A 19,614-nucleotide genomic window follows, 5' to 3' on the forward strand; every position below is an offset into this window, starting at 1 on the left:
CCCCGGCGGGGGGAAGAACACCAACCACAGCCTCCACGGGGAAGACGCAAAGGACCCCCTCGGACAAGACAGAAACACAGGGGGGGAACGTTCCCCCCCCCCTCTTTTCCCCGCTGTCGTGAGACGTCCTGTCGGACCTCGGGCTAGGCCGCGGAGTCCCGGCGGCCGCCCTGGCGGCCGGCGCCTCGGCCGCCGGTGCCCCGGCCGCCGGTGCCTGCGGCGCCTGTAGTGCCTGTGGAGCCGCCCGCTGCCGTACGCCGACCGGAGCCGCGGCCGCTCTTGCCGGACGCGGCGCCCGCGCCGGCTGAGGTCCGGCGGCCCGTGCCCGTGCCCGTGCCGCGGCCCGTGGCCGCGCCCGCCGTCGTCGCGCCGGTCTTGGCCCGGCGCTCGGGGCTCCGGCCTCCGGCCGCGGTGGCGGTCGTGGTGCCGGTCGCGGTGGCGCCGCCCGTCGCGGCCTTGGCCCCGCCGCCGCGGCGCCGGCGGCCGGACCGCCTGCGGGCCTCGGAGCCGGACCCGCCGCGGGAGCCCGCCGGGGCCGGGGCCTGCGGGACCTCGATGGTGACGGCCACGCCGGAGGGCTCGCGGGCGCCGGTGATGTCGGCCAGCTCCGTGTCGCTCGACGTGAGGCGGGTGGTCCGCGGGCGGATGCCCGCGTCCGACATCAGCCGGGTGACCTCGCGCTTCTGCTCGGGCAGGACCAGGGTGACCACGCTGCCGGAGTCACCGGCGCGGGCCGTGCGGCCGCCGCGGTGCAGATAGTCCTTGTGGTCGGCGGGGGGATCGACGTTCACGACGAGGTCGAGGTCGTCGACGTGTATGCCCCGGGCCGCGACGTTCGTCGCCACCAGGGCGGTGACCTGGCCGTTCTTGAACTGCTCCAGGGTGCGGTTGCGCTGCGGCTGGGACCGGCCGCCGTGCAGGGCCGCCGCGCGGACGCCGACGGCGAGGAGCCGCTTGGCGAGCCGGTCGGCGGACCGCTTGGTGTCGAGGAAGAGGATCACCCGGCCGTCGCGGGCCGCGATGCGCGTGGTGACGGCCTTCTTGTCGGTCTCGTCCTGGACGTGGAGCACGTGGTGCTCCATGGTCGTCACCGCGCCCGCGGAGGGGTCCACGGAGTGCACGACGGGGTCGGTCAGGAACCGCTGCACCAGGCGGTCGATGTTGTGGTCCAGGGTGGCCGAGAAGAGCAGCCGCTGGCCGCCGGGCCTGACCCGCTCGACCAGCTTGGTGATCTGCGGCAGGAAGCCCATGTCGGTCATCTGGTCGGCTTCGTCGAGCACCGTGACGCGGACGTCGCCGAGCACGCAGTCCCCGCGCTCCACGAGGTCGTTGAGCCGGCCGGGGGTCGCCACGAGCACCTCGGTGCCGCGCCGGAGCGTTCCGGCCTGCTTGGTGAGGGAGAGCCCGCCGACCACGGTGGCGAGGCGGAGGTTCACCGCGGTCGCGTACGGCGTCAGCGCGTCCGTGACCTGCTGGGCGAGTTCCCGGGTGGGGACGAGGACCAGGGCGAGGGGCGCCTTGGGCTCGGCGCGCAGACCGGCCGTGCGGGCCAGCAGCGCGAGCCCGAACGCGAGCGTCTTGCCGGAGCCGGTGCGGCCCCGGCCGAGCAGGTCGCGCCCGGCGATCGAGTTCGGCAGCGTGGCGGCCTGGATGGGGAAGGGGGTGGTCACCCCCTGGGCGGCGAGGGTCTTCAGGAGCCCCGCGGGCATGTCCAGATCGGCGAAGTCCTCGACGGCGGGGAGTGCGGGGGTCGTGTTCTCCGGCAGCCGGAATTCCCTCACGGACGGCGCGGAGGACGCGGACGACCTGGGCGCCCTCGACGACCTGGGCGACGTGGACGCCTTCGACGACGAGACGCGCCGGTTCGGCTTCTGGGGCCTGCGGGACATGCGGGTACTTGCCTTCCTGGAAACAGCACAAACCGGGGTCCGCACCGTGACGGTACGGACCCCGGCGAGCGGATACGCGTCCGGCGATCAGGCGGGGACGATGTTCTCCGCCTGCGGGCCCTTCTGGCCCTGCGTCACGTCGAAGGAGACGCGCTGGCCCTCCTGGAGCTCACGGAAGCCCTGGGTGGCGATGTTCGAGTAGTGGGCGAAGACGTCGGGGCCGCCGCCGTCCTGCTCGATGAAGCCGAAGCCCTTTTCCGAGTTGAACCACTTCACGGTTCCCTGTGCCATGACATTCTCCTAGCTGTAGGCAGAGGCCCCATCCGGAGAAGCCGGTAAAACAACTAATGCGCCCGAAGGAAACATTCCCGTCAGGCGCACATAGGTTCATGGGTACCACAACTGCAACGCAAAAACCCTAACACACTCTGCCGGTGGTCGTGCGGCGGGCCGCGGCGGAGTGTGTTCTCACAGCTCGGCGGCCCCGGACCCCTTCAGGTCCGACAGGTCGAAGACCTCGCCCATCCGGCGGAAGCCCGCGTCGCTGGGGTGAAGGCTGTCGCCGGAGTCGTAGCGGCCGAGGAGCTTGCGGGGGTCGTACGGGTCGCGCAGGGCCTTGTCGAAGTCCACGAAGTCGTCGTACACCCCGCCGGAGCGGATCTCGGCGTTGACGGACTGCCGCACCGCCTCCAGGGCGGGGCTGTAGCCGCGGTGGCCGCCGAAGGGCATGAGCGTGGCGCCGACGACGCGCAGGCCGCGGGTGTGGGCCTGGCGGGTCAGCTCCCGCAGCCCGTCGAGGATGCGCCGGGCGTCGGCCTGCCGCGGGTTGCGCAGGATGTCGTTGATGCCGAGGGCGATGACGACGGCCTTGACGCCGGTGCGGTCGAGGACGTCGCGGTCGAAGCGGGACAGGCCGCTGGGGTTGCCCGCGGGGGCGTCCGCGGACCGGCCGGGCCGCCCGTCGGACAGGACGCGGTTGCCGCTGATGCCCTGGTTCACGACGCTGTAGCGCGGCGCGCCGGCCTCGTCGCGCAGCCGGTCCGCGAGCACGTCGGTCCAGCGGCGGTTGGCCCCCATGGTGGAGGTGATGCCGTCGGTGATGGAGTCCCCGATGACGACGACCGTGCCGGTCTTGTCGCTGCTGAGGACGTCCACGGCGGAGACGTACCGCCAGTACGGGCTCTGCTCGTGGTAGGCCGCCCCGGTCGCGTCCTCGGTCCGGTCGCCGTCGGCCACGTAGGAGATCTGGCGGGCGTGCGGGTGGTACGTCACCGGGCCCGACGGCGTCGGCGAGTACGTGGTGACCAGCAGGTCCGCGTCGTGCGGGACGCGCAGCCGCGCCGCGTCGCTGACGACCTGGCGGCCGGGCGGGACGACCACGGACGTCTCGCCCCGGAACGTGAGGCGGCGCAGCGTGTCGGCGGCCGCGACCGGGGTGTTCGGCCCGGCGGCCACCGCGAGGGAGGCGTGCGTGACGGTCAGCGGCTGCTCGCCGTACAGGTTGGAGAGGGTGACGCGGGCGCCCTCGCCGCCGACGCTGGTGTGCACCACGTTGCGCACGGAGCGGCCCGCCAGGCCGTTCGCCTCCGTGCCGGGCTCGGCGCCCGCGGGGGACGCGGACCAGGTCCCGACCCAGGTGCCGGCCGAGGCGGGGTCGGCGGAGTTGCGCGGGGCGCGGGGGCTCGCGCCGAGCCCGTCGTCGGTGTCGTCGGCGCCCGTGGCGCCGAGGTATATGGCGGCCGAGACGACCACGATGACCGCGAGCAAAGCGGCCAGCAGTGCATAACCGTGACGCTTGGTCATGCGGCCTTTTTCTCCTCGGGCAGGGGGAGCCCGAGGCTCCGGTGTGATGACCCCATGATGCGTCATGGGCCGCGAGGAGGCCGACAGTGCCCCCCTCCGCTCACTCAGACGCCGGGAACTCATGGTCCGTTCCGGGAGTCGGTCTGAAGGGGACCCGGGAGGGACCTGAAGGGACAATGCGTACGACGAACTACGCGAGACGGGGCGCTGCGGATGAAAAGCACCACGGGCAGGGACCGGGGCGAAGAGGTCATGGAGCGGCAGACCCCTGCCGGGGGCGGGGGCGCGAGCGCCGGGAGTGCGGGCGCCGGGGGAGCGGGCGCCGGGGGCGCGGGTGGTTTCACCTACAGCGCCGCCGATGAGGAGAAGCGGCGCGGCGTGCGCCGGATGAAGCTCACGGCGACGGGCCTCCTGCTGTTCGTGGCCGTCGTGTACGTCCTCGCGAAGTGGGCGCGGCACGAGGGCGCGGGCGCCTGGGCCGGGTACGTCGCGGCGGCGGCGGAGGCGGGCATGGTCGGCGCGCTCGCCGACTGGTTCGCGGTCACGGCCCTCTTCCGCCACCCGCTGGGCATCCCCATCCCGCACACCGCGATCATCCCCAAGAAGAAGGACCAGCTCGGCGCCTCGCTCGGTGACTTCGTGGGCGAGAACTTCCTCTCCCGGACGGTCGTACGCCAGCGGCTGCGGGCCGTGGGCATCGGGAGCCGCCTGGGCGCCTGGCTGGCCGAGCCGGAACACGCCGACCGCGTGACGGCCGAGCTGGCCACGGCGCTGCGCGGCGCCCTCACCGTGCTGCGCGACTCGGACGTCCAGGCCGTCGTCGGCGAGGCCATCACGCGCCGCGCGGACGCCCAGGAGATCGCGCCCGGCATGGGGAAGATGCTGGAGAAGGTCGTCGCGGACGGCGGGCACAGGCGGTTCGTGGACCTGGTGTGCGTCCGCGCCCACGACTGGCTGGTCGCGCACTCGGACCAGGTCATGGACGCGGTGCAGGGCGGCGCGCCCGGCTGGACCCCCCGTTTCGTGGACAAGAAGGTCGGCGAGCGCGTCTACCGCGAGCTGCTCCGCTTCGTCACCGAGATGCGCGACATGCCCGAGCACCCCGCGCGCGGGGCCCTGGACCGCTTCCTCACCGACTTCGCCGCCGACCTGCAATCCGATTCGGACACCCGGGCGCGGGTGGAGCACCTCAAGCGCGAGGTCCTCGCGCGCGGCGAGGTGCAGGACCTGATCGCCTCCGCCTGGTCGGCGGTCCGCCAGATGATCGTGGCCGCGGCCGAGGACGAGCGCAGCGAGCTGCGGCTCCGGGTACGGGCGGCCCTCCTCTCCCTCGGCACCCGCATGTCCGGCGACGCCCGCCTCCAGCAGAAGGTCGACGGCTGGGTCGAGGGCGCGGCGGTCTACGTCGTGACGACGTACCAGGACGAGATCACGTCACTGATCACCGACACCGTCGCGGGCTGGGACGCGGAGCACACCTCGAAGAAGATCGAGGCCCACATCGGCCGTGACCTCCAGTTCATCCGCATCAACGGCACGGTGGTGGGGTCGTTGGCGGGACTGGCCATCTACTCGGTCTCGCGGGTGTTCGGGGGATGAGGCCGCCTTGCCCCGGGCGGCTTCCCCAGGGCGAGGCCCACCTGCCCCGGGCGGCGTCCATGGGTTGACGCTGCCTGCCCCTGGGGGCCGCTGCGGCTCCGCGGTGGTGGGGCGTTCCGCCGGAGGCGGCCCCCGCCCCGCTCCGGAGGCGCTGGGGCTCCGCGGTGGCGTTCCACTGGGGCTCAGCGATGCCGGTCCGCCACAGCCCACGAGGCGAGGCCCATGGCCCCGGCGACCCCGAACACGGCGGGCCACGCCCCCACCTTCTTGGCGAGCGGATGAGCCCCGGCGAAGGCGGCGACGTACGCCGCGCTCAACACGGCCGCGGCCTTGCCTCCGGCACCGATGCACGCGCGGGCCACTTGCGCTGCGTACTGCCTTTCGAGGCCGCGTCTGCGGGGCTGCGACACCTGCGCCGGGTCGTTCCCGGCACGCTGGAGCACTGGGGCGCCGGTGCCGTGGGCGGCGACGCCCAGCCGGCGGTCACGGAACTCGAGGCCAACGTCATCAAGCACGTGGGAGAGGGGGTGCCGGCCTCCCTCGTGCTGGAGCCGAAAGGCCGGCGCGGGTGCAGCGCGCGGCCGTGGTCCTCGACACATACCGGCACTCGTCCGGGGCCGGCTCATTACCGACCCGAGCCGCGCTGAAGGCATCGGCCACGGATGTGATCGCGGACCTGCTCCACCAGCCTGTGGAGCAGGACGGCGACCCGGACACCGCGCTTGACCGAGCACAGACGCTCTACGAAACGGCAGTGGGAGCCCCATCCGGTCCGGACGGCGGTGTGTATCGCTTCTTCCCCCATGCTCAACAGCAGTGGCCGTGAAGACCGGACGCAGGCACCTCTCGACAGTGGTCTTGCGCCCTGGATGCGACCCGGCGAGGTGGCGCGCTGGTTGCTTCGACGCCGGGAACGGCGTTCAGGTGGACGAGTGGCGATCACGACCAGCGTCGCGCGATCCACGCCGCCGTCGTAGCGTTGCTGTCCACGTCAAACGTCGCGTCGTTCCAGCAGGTGCTCCGGTACATCCGCGACAATGTCGGGAACTCGTGGGCCATGGTGGACGAGGTACAGCACCTGGCGCGCACGCGTGCACAGTACATAGAAGCGGCGCCGTGCAATGGCGCCGGTCGGATCCTCCGCGTAGGCGTCCAGGTCGGGTACGAAAAGGGCGTCGAACTCCATGCCTTTCATGCTCGCGGCATGGATGACATGGACCCTGTGCGAGGAGAAGTCCACCGCCGAGCGGTGGATGTCGCCGGAGATGTATGAATCGACACAGCCGTCGTGACCGAATCCGGCCAACTGCCGGTGAATGTCACGCACCAGGCGAGTGCTCCTGCAGACGATCCCGATGCTGTAGTCGTGGTGTGCCGCGATGAACTGCGAGAGCTGATTCAGGAAGCCGTCCGCACGGGAGCAGTGCAGAAGCACGGGTCGCTCGCCCGTGCGCCGGGGTGGGCTCGGAGGAATCGCGGCCGGACCCACGCAGAATGTGTTCGCGAGTTCTGCGATCTCTCGAGTGTTCCGCAAGTTCGTGGAGAGAGCGTGCATGCCGTTCACGACCTTCAGGGTGCTGCTGATCGTCTCAAGGGCAGTCCCTGCTCCATCGATGCCCATGGACTCGTCCGCGAAGACGGTGATCCGGTCGGTGACGAGGCGGCTGAGGCGGTAGAAACCCTGTGGTAACAGCTGGCCCTCGTCGACAACAAGGGCATCCCTCCTAGGGGGAGGGCTGTTCAAGCATTCGCCTTGCATCGCGTCCCAGTCGTAGTCCCATTCGTCGTCACCGTCACACGGCGGGTCACAGGCGAAGTTGTCGTTCCAGAAGTCGCGGAGCCAGCGGTGGAAGGTGGTGACACGCACGCCGTCGGCGATGCGCTGTGCAATGTGAGCCGTTCGTCTGGTCAGTAGATTGGAACGAGTGACGAGCACGGTGTGCCGACCGGTAGCGGCCAGGGCCCAGGCGCGGTAGGCGGCGGTGACGGACTTTCCCGACCCCGCCGGGCCCGTGACCAGGTAGCGCCCGTCGAACGGCAGGATCACGACGGCTTCCTGCTCGGGTGTCAGCTCAAGGAGCGAGGGCAGGGTCATAGGGCTCCGACCGCAGCCGCGGACTCGTCGAAGGCCGCGCGGATCACGGGCAGGAAGAAGCCCTCCACTTCGCCGTCCCCGATCAGCAAGGTACGGTCCAGCAGCACATTGCCCACCTCGCACGAGGTTTCGGGCAGCAAGGTACAAGCATGACACGCGGCCCTGTTGAGGTTGGCCAGAGACCGTCCGGTGGAGTCGGAACAGAGGGGGTCCTGCGAGCACCACTGGGCCGATTCCAGCAGACGCACCACGGTCTCGGTCAGGTGGGGCGGCCGGCCCTGGCGGACGAGTCCGCCAAGGGTGCCTTCCGAGTCCCCTGCCGACGTGTAGATGAAGACACCCGCCTGTGCCGGATGACGACTACCCGACGGGTGGCTCCTCGCGTACACACGCTCCCGGAGTGACGCGGCGTTGTACCCGCTGTCGTAGGAGAGCTGCCGAATCAGCTGGTGTGCCAAAGTGTGCAGCATCACGTACCTGGGGAGGAGGCGCGGGCCCGTCCGTTCCCGGCAACGGTCCTCCTGGAAGGACGCCTCCATGTTCGTTTCCATGTGCGCGACCCGCTCGCGGACTCCTTCGGCGTCCTCCCAGGCGAGCAGGGATTCCTCGTCGAACGCGATGAAGACGCCCTCACCGTACGACTCGACGGCGGGCAGCCACTGGGCCCTCGTCGCGGGGTTGGCCTGCACCATTCGTTCGCGGTCGTCCGACTCGATGCGCGTGAAGCCTTCGAGGGCTCTGACCTCACGGATACGAGTGGCCGCGACGACCCGTTCGATTCGTTGGTGGAGCAGGGAGACGGAGAGAGGAACGTCCCGCTGCGAACCCAGGCCGACATTCCTGATCTCGAACTCGCGTGAGGAAACGGCCTTCGGGTCGGCGCTGGTGAAGGCCTCCCACTCGCCGATGCTCAGGTCGTCCTGGGCGCCGTGGCCGGACGGCACAGCCGAGCCGTCGTCGATGTCCTCGTGGAGGAGGTCGCGGACGAATCGCTCCTCCACCTCGCAGTCCTCTGCGATGAACTGGACGAGGGAGTCCGCCAGGGGTCCGTCGGGAGCGCTCACGATTCGGCGCCAATTGGAATGGGACGTCACTCGAAGGATGTCTGCCTCCCGGTCCTCCCCGGCCGTTGGCAAGGGGATCTCAATGGCGGAGTGCACGATCGGGAAATAGACGTTGGACGCACCGCGTTGGACGACCCGGGGCTTCTCCTCGCAGTCGTCGCGCTCGTCGTCCCCGGTGTGCCATGGGTGCGTCCCTGGGCACGGGAGCCCCAGGCGCTCCAGGGCATTCCTGTGGGTGATCCCTTCGAGGGACCGCCCTGCGCCGCAGACCGTGCACCGGACACGCAGCGCGTCGAGGCCCGACGACTCCGGTGATGTGAGGAAGGTCAGCCGGGTGACCTGGCACTGCCGACGGTCATGGCCCTCCGCCTGCCAGTGCGCCCAACGTCGCCAGTCGATATCGGCCATGTGCCCGTCGCGGCAGACCTGGATGAAACGCATCGGAGCGAGCTGTGGCGAGTCGGAACAGCGCGCGCACCTCGGGGCCTTGCCTCTCTCCTCGCGCTCGGAGAACCAGCGGTTCATCATCCGGCACCTGGGGCAGAACAGCCACAGAGGAAAGCGTACGTACCCAGGTCCGACGCGGGAGACGTACTGAGCCTTGCCTCCCGGTATCACCGGTGCCGCGCGGAAGCCGCTCACCCCGAGTTTGCGGGCGAGCCGGGGGGACTCCACCTCGACACCCCAACGGCCCCAACTGCGCACGTCAGCGGCGACGAACGACTCTCCACGAAGATCCACGATGCCGCCCACTCCGAACGGGCTGACGGTCTGGGTGCGGCGGATCCTGTGCCGGTTGTCCTTCATCGGGTCAACTCACCCCTCTGACGGCGATCAGGCAGTCCCGGTCCACGTTTCGCATGGACTGCGCCGTCTCCCACAGCCCTTCGTTCGGCTTGCCGAAGTCGGTCAACAGAGCATCGTCCCGATGCCCTTGGGGCCGGTAGTAAAGCCGTCCGCCGTTGCCCAGCGCGGACTCGGCCGCCTGGAGCCAGTCGTCGATCAGCCTGTCGAGGTCGTCCCTCGCTGCGGACTCCTCGCCGTGGTCGGCACAGCGTACGTGCCGCAGGATCGTCTTCCGGATCGTGCCGAGGCTCTCGACATGGTCCACGACGTCACCGGCCCGATCCTCGGCGGCGAGGCCGAGTCCGTGGCGGACAAGAATGGTGAGGACGGCGTGCAGGGCTCGTTGCCTGGACGGCGGCGACCAAGGGGTGACGCTGGTCGGTTCCACGTGCCGGTAGAGCGACGCGTGATAGGACCCGAAGGACTCGTAGTGGGAACGGTCCCGAGGTTTGGAGGATCGGAAGAGAGTCGTGATCAGGCCCGGTACGCGGCGCCGGCCGACGCGGCTGGTGGCCTGGATGTACTCGGAGGTCGTCTTGGGCTGACCGTTCATGATCATGAGGCCCAGTCGGGGCACGTCGACGCCGACCGAGAGCATGTTGGTGGTGGCCAGGAACGAGATGCTCTCCTGGTCGGTGTACGGGCGGCCGAGCCGATCGAGCAGCCTTGGCTGCGCCGCCCGCGGGATGTTGCTGGTCAGCTCGACGACGGCATTGTCCGGGAGGCCTCGCCGTAGGGCTTCGTCGCGGGTCAGATGGGACAAACGGGCAGGGATGTCGTCGCGCGCGATGGTGATCGTGCGGCCGAGTTCGCGGAGACTGTTGTGGTACGCGACCACCGTCCAGTAAGCATCGCGAAGATCGTCGCGTTCGGTCACGGACAGCGATGCCTGAAGCGCGGCGGCACCCGTGTGGACCGTCGATGTCGCCGGCGTGTGCCCTTGGGCCATGATTCCGACGTACAGGCGTCCCGCTCTCTTCTCGTCCGGGGAGGCGAAGTACGAGTACCGCGCATCGAGGCCGGCGGGTGGGAAGAGCTGCGTCCGGCGACCGTACAGATTGCGGACCTGTTCCTGCGAACGGCGAATGGTGGCCGTCGAGGCGATGACCTTGGGGGCGATACCGTCCCAGCCGCACAGTTCCAGTACAGCCGCTTCGTAGAGGCCGACCGTGGTACCCAACGGGCCTGCCAGGAGGTGCATCTCGTCCTGGATCACCAGGGACGGCCTGAGCCGGCCGCGGCCGCCGAAGATGCGCCCGGCCTTGGGCTCCCACGCGAGTCGGGCGAACTTGTCCACCGTTCCCAGCAGGAACGTGGGCGGCTGCTCGTAGATGTGCTGATCGACGACTGCGACCGGGAGCTGGTCGTGGAAGACGCACGTGTCGCGAGGGCAGTTGAAGGAGAAGGAGACGCTGTCGGCGTTGATGCCGTAGTCGCTGTCCCGGGTGTGGCGGCCCGGGACGATCTCGGTGCCGCACCAGGGGCATCGCTCCAGAAGGAAGCGGTCGTCCGGGTGGTTCAGCTGCTTCAGTTCCTTGAGTTCGTCAGCCGCCTTGGCGTAGGTGTTCGGTGTGGTGTCCTGGCCCACCCACAGGCCGATGGAGATCGGCTCGCCACCCAGCCGGCGTCCTTCCGGTCCGTCGTGTCCGCGCCGCATGTATTCCATGGCGCAGATCGCGGTCGCCGTCCGCTGGAACTGCTGGGTGGTGAGAAGGCTGAGCGTGTAACGGCTGAGGACGGCGGTGCCACCTCCCGCCGCGCCGTGGTGCAGCCGTCGCCAGGCGATCTCGAAGCAGGCGGTGAGCAGATACGCCTCCGTCTTGCCGCCGCCCGTGGGGAACCAGATCAGGTCGACGGTGTCGCGGTGCTCGTGGTCCGGGTCGATCAGTCCGTCAAGGACCAGGAGGAAGAAGGCCAGCTGGAAGGGGTGCCAGGCGGCGTTGCCATCGGGCTCGGTGATCTCGACGGCCTCGTCGTTCCGACGCCGACGAGTGCCGGCCAACTCCGGCCGCGCATGGAGCATCTGCAGGGCCATGGCCCGGTTGGCAAGCTTGAACGCCAGCCGCGCCTGCTCCCCGGCGGAGGTCTCCGCGGTGAGGACGCGTACCCCGGACTCCATACGCTCGACCGCGGCCAGGATACGGCCAAGGATCCGCTCGGCGGGGTCCCGCGCCCATTCGGGAAGCTTGGACGCCTCGACGACACGGTCCTCGTACCATGAGCGATAGCCGTCGACGAAGGAAGCGAGTTCCGCACGGAACTCGGCCACCGCGAGTTCGGGGTGAGAGAGTCGGGCGAGTTTCAGGATGGCCAGATCAGTGGGCCCGTCCGGGCGAATGTGGGGTACCGCCTTGCTGGGCAGCACCTCGGCTCGTAGCGAGGCGACCGGAGCACCGGAGTCGTCCCATTCCACCGCGCACCCGTGTCCGACTGCCCGTGTCACCACATGCCGGTACTGCACGCGCAGTTCCTGCTCCTCCGGGTCACGGCTGTTGAGTCGAGTGCTCGGGTACTCCAGAACCTCACCGTCGACTGTCCGCACCTCCAGCCTGGCCTGGAAGAGCATCAGTCCCCACCGGTCCCCCGGCCCGTCCTCCTCGTGGTGAGCGTTCGAGAGGACGCAGGTCAGCAGGTGCCCGTCCCCGTGACGGCGCCGGCGGACGAACAGACGTGCATGACCGTCCAATACGGGTGTGCCCCTGGGGGACCCCACAGCGACCGTGACCTTCTGCGTCAGACGGGGAAGACGGTTCCAGACCCGACGCCTGCCTTCACGCGTGGTCTCGTATCGCGCCGCGGAGCACTCGACCTCGATCGTCGTCGCGTCGGTGAAGAAGGAGAACCCCATGGAGGAGGGGAGCCAGGCATTCGCCTCGGCGACGGGGTCGTCGGCGAACGCGTCCTCCTCGCCCGGGCCACCAGTGGAGCCCGGGTCCTCGGGCTCTCCGGCCGCAGCCGTATGGGTGTGCAGTTCGCTGCCGCGGGGGTAGAGCGTTCCCATGAGATAGCGGCGGTCCGGAGGGTCGACGAGAGTCTCGTCGTCCCCGGCCGCCGGGCCGACGAGTTGCTTTCGCAGGTAGGCGACGAACTGGCGCCTGTACTCGCTGAGTTCTGGCTCGGTCGCCGTCACTTCGCTACCCCTTGTCTCCTCAACGAGGCGACCCCCAGGTCCTTGAGGCGTCGCTGTACTTCCGGTCGGGTGGCGATCCACAGTTGGGCACGGGCCCGGGTCCAGGCGACGTAGACGGCGTCCAGCCGTTCCTTCAACGCGTCGAGTTCCAGATCGACGATGCAGACGACGCGGTTCTCGAGGCCTTTGAAGTCCAGAACCGACGACCAGGTGATCCTCCGACGTGGCGCACCCGTGCCGATCGTGTCACCGAAGCGTTCGATCCTGCCGAAGCGGCGGGACAGTCGGACCGAGGACGTGTCCCAGTCCCCGGAGGACGACAGGACAGTGATGTCGGCGGGATGAACCCCTTCGTCGGCGAGCCGGTCCAAGTACGCGTCCAGGGCCCGGGCCTCGTGCTCCTTCGACTCCACCGGAGTGAACACGACGTGATCACCCTGTCCGGCCATGGCGGTGCCGAGGTCGGCACCCGTGTACGTCTGCACCTGGGTGACGATCTGCTCGGTATTGCGGCAGTTGCGGGTGAGCATGGCAGTCGTCGCGCCCAAGGTGCGGAGGTACGCCCAGGCGTCCGGTTCGTACTGTTCGGGAGAGAGTATCTGGTTGTTCCGATCGAGCATGAAGATCCAGTGCCCCTCCTCCAGCCCGCCTTTGACCAAGCCGTCCAGTGTCCCCAGGGCGGCGAAGTTCATGAGGTCCTGCGCCTCGTCGACGATCAGATGGTCGAAGGAGCGGCCACGCAGCCGGTCGAGCTGTTCGTAAGGGAGAACCGTGACGGACTCGTTCGCCAGGATGTGCGCCAGGTGGCGTGCCAAGGGCACGCTCGCGCAAGTGAACAGGACGCTCCCGAGTGCCGCCTTGCGCCGAGCGGCTTCCGCGGCCAGGAACGTCTTCCCCGAGCCCGCGCCGCCCTTCCAGATGAGCCGTGGATTTTCGGCCAGCTCATCGATTTTTTCGAACTGTTCCGTCGTCAGGCGCTCGAACTCGACTTCGAGGTCTGTGATTCGTGAGCGGAGGTTCGGGACGCGGTCGAAATTCGGCCTGATGGCCCGGACGATTTCCTTGCGCAGAGAGGCGGGGATGGGAGAGATGGCCGATCGGTTCCGGCCCTTGTCGCGCCAGTACCCGCCCGCCCGCCGTATCGCGGCCTCGAGGCCGCGCCCCTCGTCGTACGCGCTCTGTCCGAGGTACTGCTCCGACGTGTACGTGGTCATGGGCGCCAGGTCGACATCGGGTGTGACCACGAGGTAACCGCCGACAGCGTCCCGCGCCCGCAAGCCGGGCACGGACCGCCGGAGTTCCCGCTCCATCTCGTGCATCCCGGAACTGGCCTGTTCGAAGGGCCCTTCGGGGAGCACGACCATCGTGCCGTTGTCCCGCTCGTAACCCCAGCGGCCGTCCTTGTGCGAGATGCGGCCCCCCTTCACCTCGATGTACAGGATGAGCTGGGGTGTGATCACGACGAAGTCGATCTCGCCGACGCGCTTGTAGTCGTGCGTGGGAAGGTGCACCGAGTAGAGAGCCACGCTCTCGTCGTCCGGCATGGCCTTGAGCGCGGCGAAGACACTGCGCTCGGCTCTGCTGCCCTTCCCGTTCGGAACCTCGCTTGGAATGATTCTCATCAACTCTCCCCGCGGCCACGTCGACAAGGTCAAGATAGCGACAGGAACTGAGCGCGGAGTACGGGGGCGGGTGCGGAGGGGTGAGATGGAAACGACTGGTCGGCATACGGCCGGGAGCGCCGACCGCAGTGGCGACGAGGGGCGGATCGTGCGAGTACTGCGGCGATTCCGGGCGGAGGGTGTCGAACGGGACGTAGCGGTTGGACGCCTGGTGAAGGCCGCTCGACTCGACGGGAGCAGCGGGGTCGACCTCGCAGTCGTCCTGAGATCCGAGGGCTGGCCAGCGTGCCCGGAGACCTCGGTCGAGCAGGAGACGACCGAGGGCCCGATGTCCGGGGACACGCCGACTCCGGCCGAAAAGCACCCGTCGGCGAACGAGGTCGTCGACGTTCGCCGCTGTGAGGAACCGGCTCGTCTCGACGCGCGTCGCGTCACGGCGGACGACGTCCGAGCGTTGGAGGCGGCGCGTCGAGTACTCGACATGGATCGATGGAACACGAAGCCGGACAAGAGGATCTTGACGGCCGAGGAAGAAGTGGGGCTCTTCCTGCTGATACGTGAGGGAGGCGCTGAGGAGGGCGACCTACCGCCAGGATATTTGCGCGGCCTGCCACCGGGCAGCGCGGCCAGGAAGGCCTTCGAGGCGCTGGTGGCCCACAACATGAGGCTCGTGCACTCCCTCGTGAAAGGGAGGGCCGCCACTAGCGACGACCTCGACCACGAAGATGTGGTCCAGTACGGAGTTGTCGGTCTGATCCGCGCGGTGGAGAAGTTCGATGTCGGCAGAGGCAACAAGTTCTCCACATATGCGACGCATTGGATTCGACAGGCGGCCGAGCGAGGACTTGTCGACAACGGGTTCGTGATTCGAGTGCCGGTGTACGTGCACGACGCCATCAGAAAGGTCGACAGGGCGGACCGGGCCATACGGCGGGACGGCCGGACTCCGGATGTCGTCGACCTGGCGAAGGCCACGGACATGTCCACCGAGAAGGTCGCGCAATTCCTCAAGCTCGCACACCGTTCGCAATCCCTCGAGATGCTTGTCGAGGCCCACGTCCCCGAGTCGATGATGGCAAGGGACCGCCCTCCGATCGCTACACCGCACGAATCCCTGCGTCCGTACCTCGCGTTGGAGGAACTGCGGCCGCTGTTCCAGGTCCTGGACGACCGTACGTTGCGTGTGATCATGTATCGCCACGGGCTGATGGACGGGGAACGGTGGAAGCTCGAGGAGTTGGGTGACCTTTTCGAGGTGACGCGCGAGCGGGTGCGGCAGATCGAGTCCCGCGGGATGAAGGACATGCGCATAGCGCTCGGTCTGGAGCCGGACGAGGCATCGGCGGCCAGACGCCGGGAGCGGGCTGTGAAGGCTTGGACCACGGCGGGCAACGGCCACGCCCCACGGGCGGGGCGGGGAGGACGCCGCCCCGCTCGACGCCGTGTGGGTCCGGCACGCGAGCGTACAGTGACGACGGGGAGTGGGGGCGTGGAAGAGGTGGCGGACGCGATGACGGCTGAGGACTCGTCGTTCGGTCAGTGGCTGAGGACCCGTATGGCCGGCCTCGGCATCGACGAGGCGGGACTGGCCCGTCGGCTCGGCGTCACACGTTCCCTCGTCGCTGCATGGTCGGACGGGCGTGCCGCACCGGACGTGACCATGCGTGCCGAGTTGCAGTCCCTCCTCGGTGACGACCCGGTCGTGACACCTTCGGAAGGGAACACGGAGCCGGCGGTCACCTCGCCGGGGAACGGAACGTCCGAAGGAGACGTGGGCGGCGTCGCCTGGTATCACCGTCCCGCGCACCCCGACGGAGGACGGGAGTACGGCAACGCCGCGGCTTTCGCCTTCGACGCCGACGTCGAGGTGTTGGCCCGTGAAGCCACACAGAACAGCATCGACGAGCGACTGGACGACGCTCGACCGGTCAGAGTCGCCTATACGCTGCATGAACTGACAGGGGACGCCCTTGTCCGCTTCCGCGAGGCTGTCCAGTGGGACGGTCTTCTGCCCCACTACCGGGTGGCGGCTGCCCAGGACCAGAAGGTCGGCCGTATCGTCGCGGCGGGACTGCGGGAGATGTACGAGCGGGACCGTCTTGTGCTGCTGCGGGTTGACGACTACAACGCGTCGGGGCTGACTGGTGACGACTACGAAACCGGTCGATTCGCAGCCGTCGTACGGCGGCAGCTCGACAGTCACAAGTCCGGAAACGTCGCGGGTGGCTCGTACGGGCTGGGCAAGGCAACGCTGTGGGCGGCCAGCCGGCTTGGGCTCGTACTCATGAACTCCACTCTGTCGGAGCCGCACGAGGGACGTACGGAGCGGCGACTCATCGGGCGAATCGATCTGCCGTGGCGCGAGGTGGAGGGGCGTGCGTGTGCCGGGCCCGCATGGTTCGGTCGGCCGGACCCCGGGTTGCCCGATGCCGATGTGGCCCGCTCCTGGTGGGCGGACGAGGCAACTGTCGACCGGCTGCACCTCACCAGGGAGAGCGCCGAGCCAGGCACGTCCTTCCTGATCGTCGGTGCCCACGACGTGGCCAGTCTCGCCGCGACGGCAGGCACGGAGGACGAAGGATCCGAGGACGACGGCAGCGTGCTCCGTATGCACGAGCGCCTCGTCGAGGCTCTCGGCCGCAATTTCTGGGCCGCCATGACCGCGAGTGCAGGCGGCGGCCCGCTGTTGGAGGCCACCGTCCGCACTCTGCGAGACGGCGTGGAAGTCCTGCCGGAGGAGCGTGTCGATCCGCACGCGTTGCAACCGTCACGGGCCCGAGCCCTGCAGGCATACCTCGACGGCACGACGGTGGAACGACTCACCGGTCCCGGTCAGGTCGCCATGGCGTCCGTGCCGCTGAAAGTTCCCGGCCTCGCCGGAGAGCGAACCGTGGGTGAACACCGCGCGGTCCTCCTGGTGACCGACGCCGATGACATGGACGGCAGGCCGAACACCGTGGTGGCCATGCGGGGCAACCGCATGACGGTCAGGACGAGCAGGGTTCCGGACTTGGCGCTCGGGACGAACCCGTTCCAAGCGGTGCTGCTCGTCGGCCGTGCCGCGGGCGACGGTGCTGCCTTCGCGGAGGAGGCCGAGGCGTTCCTCCGCGCATCGGAGCCGCCCGAGCACAACAAGTGGGGGCAGACAGAGGAACTGCTCACCAAGTATTCACCGTCCGCGCACCGTCGGATCGCTTCCCTGACCCGCGAGACGAACCGCGCCGTACGCGAACTCGTTGCCCTTCCCAAGGAGAAACGACGTACGGGCACGCGCAGGTTGCGCGAACGACTCGCCGTGGGCGGGCGAAAGGTGCCCCGTGCCGCGACTCCGGTCGGGGTGCCAGTCCTCGACGACCTGGAAGCCAGGATCGGTGATGACGGCGCGTGGTGCGTCACGGCCGAAGTGAAGGTGCCCGCCGGAGCCGACTCCTCGCCGCTCACACCGGTCGCCAAGCTGGAGGTGCGATCAGGGCCTCGTCCAGTGGTGGCCTGGTCCCGGCTGACCGCTGTCCACGGATGCGAGCTCCTCGACGGAGTACTTCACGTCGTGCCCGGAGCGCGCAGGGCGACGTTCCAGGGTGTGACGGATGTGTCCACTCATCCGGTGCGTGCCTCTCTCACAGGCCTGATCGTCGAACTCGGTGCGGGCAAGGGAGCCGCGGAATGAGGGTCTATCCGTACAAGAGACTTTCCGGCGTCGTGTCGCTGCGTGTGACGGGTGTGAGTCTGAAGCAGCCGGACGGTGACCGTGAAGAACTCGACACCAAGGCGTTCTCTGTCGTCGAGCGTGTCATCGCCCTCGGGCAGGCGGACAGCGTCGACTGGGACCGAGCCCGCCTGAAGTTGTCCGCCACTGTCCCGGCCAAGGCCTTCGAGGACAACGGGCACTGGGTGGACGTCGCGGTCGTCGCAGTGCTGACGGAGAAGGCGACCAACGTACGGACGTCCGTCGCCCTGGATCCCGTCACGGAGGCCGGACGGGAGTGGAGCGGGTCACTGGAGCTGATCCGTGCCGACCACCTCGACCGGGCGTCTCTCGCGGTCCACGTGGTCGCCACGGCGGATGGGGTTCCCGGTCGTGTGATCGCTGCTTCGGACCCGGGGAAGGACTGGGTCGTCGACATGAAAGCGGACGCCCCCTTGCGGCAACGGGAACTGGATGTCCACAAGACGGGTTTCCGCGAGGGGCCGCCGTGGTTGAGGCCTTTCCGGGACACGCCGTGGATCGTGGACACCTCCGGAGAGATGCCGGCGGTGCACCTCAATACGGATTTCGACGGTGTGTCGGAACTCGTCGGAGGGGACGGTACCTCGGTCGAAGGGCTGGTGCGGGAGCTCCTGCTCGCGCAGATGTGTACGGACGTGTGGACCGCGGTCTTCCACACGGCCATCGGAGACCTGGAGGTCGAGGACGACGGCACACCGTTGTTCCCCCACGACTGGCGCGGAGAGGTGCTGCGGGAGATGCTTCCGGACGTCGTACCGGATCGCCCGGTCGAGGAGGCGCTGCGGGAGGTCCACCGGCGTCGTACAGGAGCCTCCGGATGGGTCGAGTTGCAACCGCGCATCCACTTCGCCGCCACGCGCCGGGCCGAGGTACCGAAGGCCCTGTCCACCGCCGTCCGTGGACTGGACCGTCTCCAGCGGGAGAACGACTCATGACCGACCGACCGGCCCACTTGCCCGAACACCTTGCATGGTTGTCCGACCTCAACGCCGCCCAGTACCTGACGGAGGGGCTGCTCACAGGGAAGGAGAACGTACCGGCCCTGGCGCTCGACAAGTGCGTCGAGCCCATGCCCGACAAAGGGCCCCGTACGGAGACGGGCCCCGTGCGCGACCTCGTCGACGAGGCGATGAGGAGATACCGGGACGACAAGCCGACGCAGGCCGACGCCTGGCTCGCTCCGCGACTGCACGCGACCTTGCGACTGAGCCGGCGGGAGGCCGCCGACCGCCGACTGTGGAACCACCTCGCCCTGGGAGTCGCCCCCGACTATGTGGTCTGGCGTCACATGTCGGAGCCCAAGGAGACGGGGAAGGTGCCCCGAGTCGCGAGGACGCGTTTCCGAGGACCCCACCACACCCAGGCGTTCGCCAGGTTGTGGTGGGCGGCCGAGTTGTACCGCAATGGTGCCGACTACGGCCCCGCTGTCACGGCCTGCGGTCATCAGGACATGCTCAACACCGTCCTGAGGATGGATGTCATCGACCACCGCCCCACGGCCCAGGCCGTAGTGCGCCTCATCGAGAGGGGCACGGTGCGAGTCGGCCGGGAGATCAACGCGCTTGCCACCGCGGTCAACGCTTCCGCCGCCACGCTGATGTACGACCTGATCGCGCCGGACGTCGAAAGGAGTCCGGAGCCTTTGCGACAGTGGATCGAGTCGGCGGACTCCGCGGCGCTCGTGAGCCGCACACACATCCCCGAGGGCCCGGAGGAGCCCGCGGTACCGGAAGAGGCGGTACTGCGACTCGTCGACTACTTCACGGACTTGTTCCGGGACGCCCCGGTGCGTGGCCGGGCGCCGTCCGAGGACCCGTCCGAGGCGTGATCGGCATGCTG

At 69.1% G+C, this 19,614-nt stretch carries 12 protein-coding genes and 1 pseudogene; 5 read left to right on the top strand and 8 right to left on the bottom strand.

The genetic code is table 11. The features are described 5' to 3' along the window. Window positions 1-143: 143 nt before the first annotated feature. The 3 genes from AC07GB_RS22855 to AC07GB_RS22865 all read right to left on the bottom strand — a co-directional run bounded on the left by AC07GB_RS22855 (window position 144) and on the right by AC07GB_RS22865 (window position 3,692). Window positions 144-1,889: a DEAD/DEAH box helicase gene (locus tag AC07GB_RS22855; RefSeq protein ID WP_478848226.1), complete on the bottom strand. Its 1,746-nt coding sequence runs from the start codon at window positions 1,887-1,889 to the stop codon at window positions 144-146. An 87-nt stretch (window positions 1,890-1,976) separates the two neighbouring features. After that, a complete protein-coding gene (locus AC07GB_RS22860) occupies window positions 1,977-2,180 on the bottom strand; it encodes a cold-shock protein (RefSeq protein WP_007502648.1) in 204 nt (67 codons plus the stop codon). Between the two features lie 177 nt (window positions 2,181-2,357). Continuing rightward, complete coding sequence (locus tag AC07GB_RS22865; RefSeq protein WP_478848228.1) at window positions 2,358-3,692, bottom strand: SGNH/GDSL hydrolase family protein; 1,335 nt, start codon at window positions 3,690-3,692, stop codon at window positions 2,358-2,360. Window positions 3,693-3,905: 213 nt separating this feature from the next. On the opposite strand from AC07GB_RS22865, the gene AC07GB_RS22870 reads away from it, so the two are divergent. Next, window positions 3,906-5,291 (top strand): DUF445 domain-containing protein, encoded by a 1,386-nt coding sequence (locus AC07GB_RS22870; protein WP_478848230.1) that lies wholly within the window; start codon window positions 3,906-3,908, stop codon window positions 5,289-5,291. 182 nt (window positions 5,292-5,473) lie between these two features. Here the strand turns inward: AC07GB_RS22870 and AC07GB_RS22875 are convergent, their stop codons facing one another. From AC07GB_RS22875 to AC07GB_RS22895, 5 genes are all read right to left on the bottom strand, one after another. Continuing rightward, complete coding sequence (locus AC07GB_RS22875; RefSeq protein WP_478848510.1) at window positions 5,474-5,701, bottom strand: hypothetical protein; 228 nt, start codon at window positions 5,699-5,701, stop codon at window positions 5,474-5,476. 581 nt (window positions 5,702-6,282) lie between these two features. Further along, the gene (locus AC07GB_RS22880; protein ID WP_478848232.1) at window positions 6,283-7,386 is read right to left on the bottom strand and encodes an AAA family ATPase; all 1,104 of its coding nucleotides are present in this window, start codon (window positions 7,384-7,386) and stop codon (window positions 6,283-6,285) included. Further along, window positions 7,383-9,257: a DrmB family protein gene (gene drmB, locus AC07GB_RS22885; RefSeq protein WP_478848234.1), complete on the bottom strand. Its 1,875-nt coding sequence runs from the start codon at window positions 9,255-9,257 to the stop codon at window positions 7,383-7,385. The genes AC07GB_RS22880 and drmB overlap by 4 nt, the downstream gene beginning before the upstream one ends. Window positions 9,258-9,261: 4 nt before the next feature. Beyond that, window positions 9,262-12,426 (bottom strand): helicase-related protein, encoded by a 3,165-nt coding sequence (locus AC07GB_RS22890; protein ID WP_478848236.1) that lies wholly within the window; start codon window positions 12,424-12,426, stop codon window positions 9,262-9,264. Then, a complete protein-coding gene (locus AC07GB_RS22895) occupies window positions 12,423-13,970 on the bottom strand; it encodes a nuclease-related domain-containing DEAD/DEAH box helicase (protein WP_478848238.1) in 1,548 nt (515 codons plus the stop codon). The genes AC07GB_RS22890 and AC07GB_RS22895 overlap by 4 nt, the downstream gene beginning before the upstream one ends. 559 nt (window positions 13,971-14,529) lie before the next feature. On the opposite strand from AC07GB_RS22895, the pseudogene AC07GB_RS22900 reads away from it, so the two are divergent. The 4 genes and pseudogenes from AC07GB_RS22900 to AC07GB_RS22915 form a co-directional block, all read left to right on the top strand. Further along, window positions 14,530-15,351: pseudogene (locus AC07GB_RS22900) on the top strand (sigma-70 family RNA polymerase sigma factor); the annotation flags it as partial. 207 nt (window positions 15,352-15,558) lie between these two features. Next, window positions 15,559-17,715, top strand: coding sequence for a helix-turn-helix domain-containing protein (locus tag AC07GB_RS22905; protein WP_478848512.1), 2,157 nt, complete (start codon window positions 15,559-15,561; stop codon window positions 17,713-17,715). Beyond that, window positions 17,712-18,710, top strand: coding sequence for a hypothetical protein (locus tag AC07GB_RS22910; protein WP_478848240.1), 999 nt, complete (start codon window positions 17,712-17,714; stop codon window positions 18,708-18,710). The genes AC07GB_RS22905 and AC07GB_RS22910 overlap by 4 nt, the downstream gene beginning before the upstream one ends. Further along, window positions 18,707-19,603 carry a DUF6339 family protein gene (locus AC07GB_RS22915; protein WP_478848242.1) on the top strand — a complete coding sequence of 299 codons (897 nt, stop codon included), beginning with the start codon at window positions 18,707-18,709 and terminating at the stop codon, window positions 19,601-19,603. The genes AC07GB_RS22910 and AC07GB_RS22915 overlap by 4 nt, the downstream gene beginning before the upstream one ends. Window positions 19,604-19,614: the final 11 nt, after the last annotated feature.

The sequence above is a fragment of the Streptomyces sp. NPDC045778 genome, from assembly GCF_056431945.1.

Excerpts from the sequence above, each read along its gene's own strand:
- AC07GB_RS22870 (WP_478848230.1), top strand. The coding sequence starts at position 3,906 with ATGAAAAGCACCACGGGCAGGGACCGGGGCGAAGAGGTCATGGAGCGG.
- AC07GB_RS22895 (WP_478848238.1), bottom strand. The coding sequence starts at position 13,970 with ATGCCGGACGACGAGAGCGTGGCTCTCTACTCGGTGCACCTTCCCACG.
- AC07GB_RS22865 (WP_478848228.1), bottom strand. The coding sequence starts at position 3,692 with ATGACCAAGCGTCACGGTTATGCACTGCTGGCCGCTTTGCTCGCGGTC.
- AC07GB_RS22855 (WP_478848226.1), bottom strand. The coding sequence starts at position 1,889 with ATGTCCCGCAGGCCCCAGAAGCCGAACCGGCGCGTCTCGTCGTCGAAG.
- AC07GB_RS22860 (WP_007502648.1), bottom strand. The coding sequence starts at position 2,180 with ATGGCACAGGGAACCGTGAAGTGGTTCAACTCGGAAAAGGGCTTCGGC.
- AC07GB_RS22915 (WP_478848242.1), top strand. The coding sequence starts at position 18,707 with ATGACCGACCGACCGGCCCACTTGCCCGAACACCTTGCATGGTTGTCC.
- AC07GB_RS22910 (WP_478848240.1), top strand. The coding sequence starts at position 17,712 with ATGAGGGTCTATCCGTACAAGAGACTTTCCGGCGTCGTGTCGCTGCGT.
- AC07GB_RS22880 (WP_478848232.1), bottom strand. The coding sequence starts at position 7,386 with ATGACCCTGCCCTCGCTCCTTGAGCTGACACCCGAGCAGGAAGCCGTC.
- drmB (WP_478848234.1), bottom strand. The coding sequence starts at position 9,257 with ATGAAGGACAACCGGCACAGGATCCGCCGCACCCAGACCGTCAGCCCG.
- AC07GB_RS22905 (WP_478848512.1), top strand. The coding sequence starts at position 15,559 with ATGACGGCTGAGGACTCGTCGTTCGGTCAGTGGCTGAGGACCCGTATG.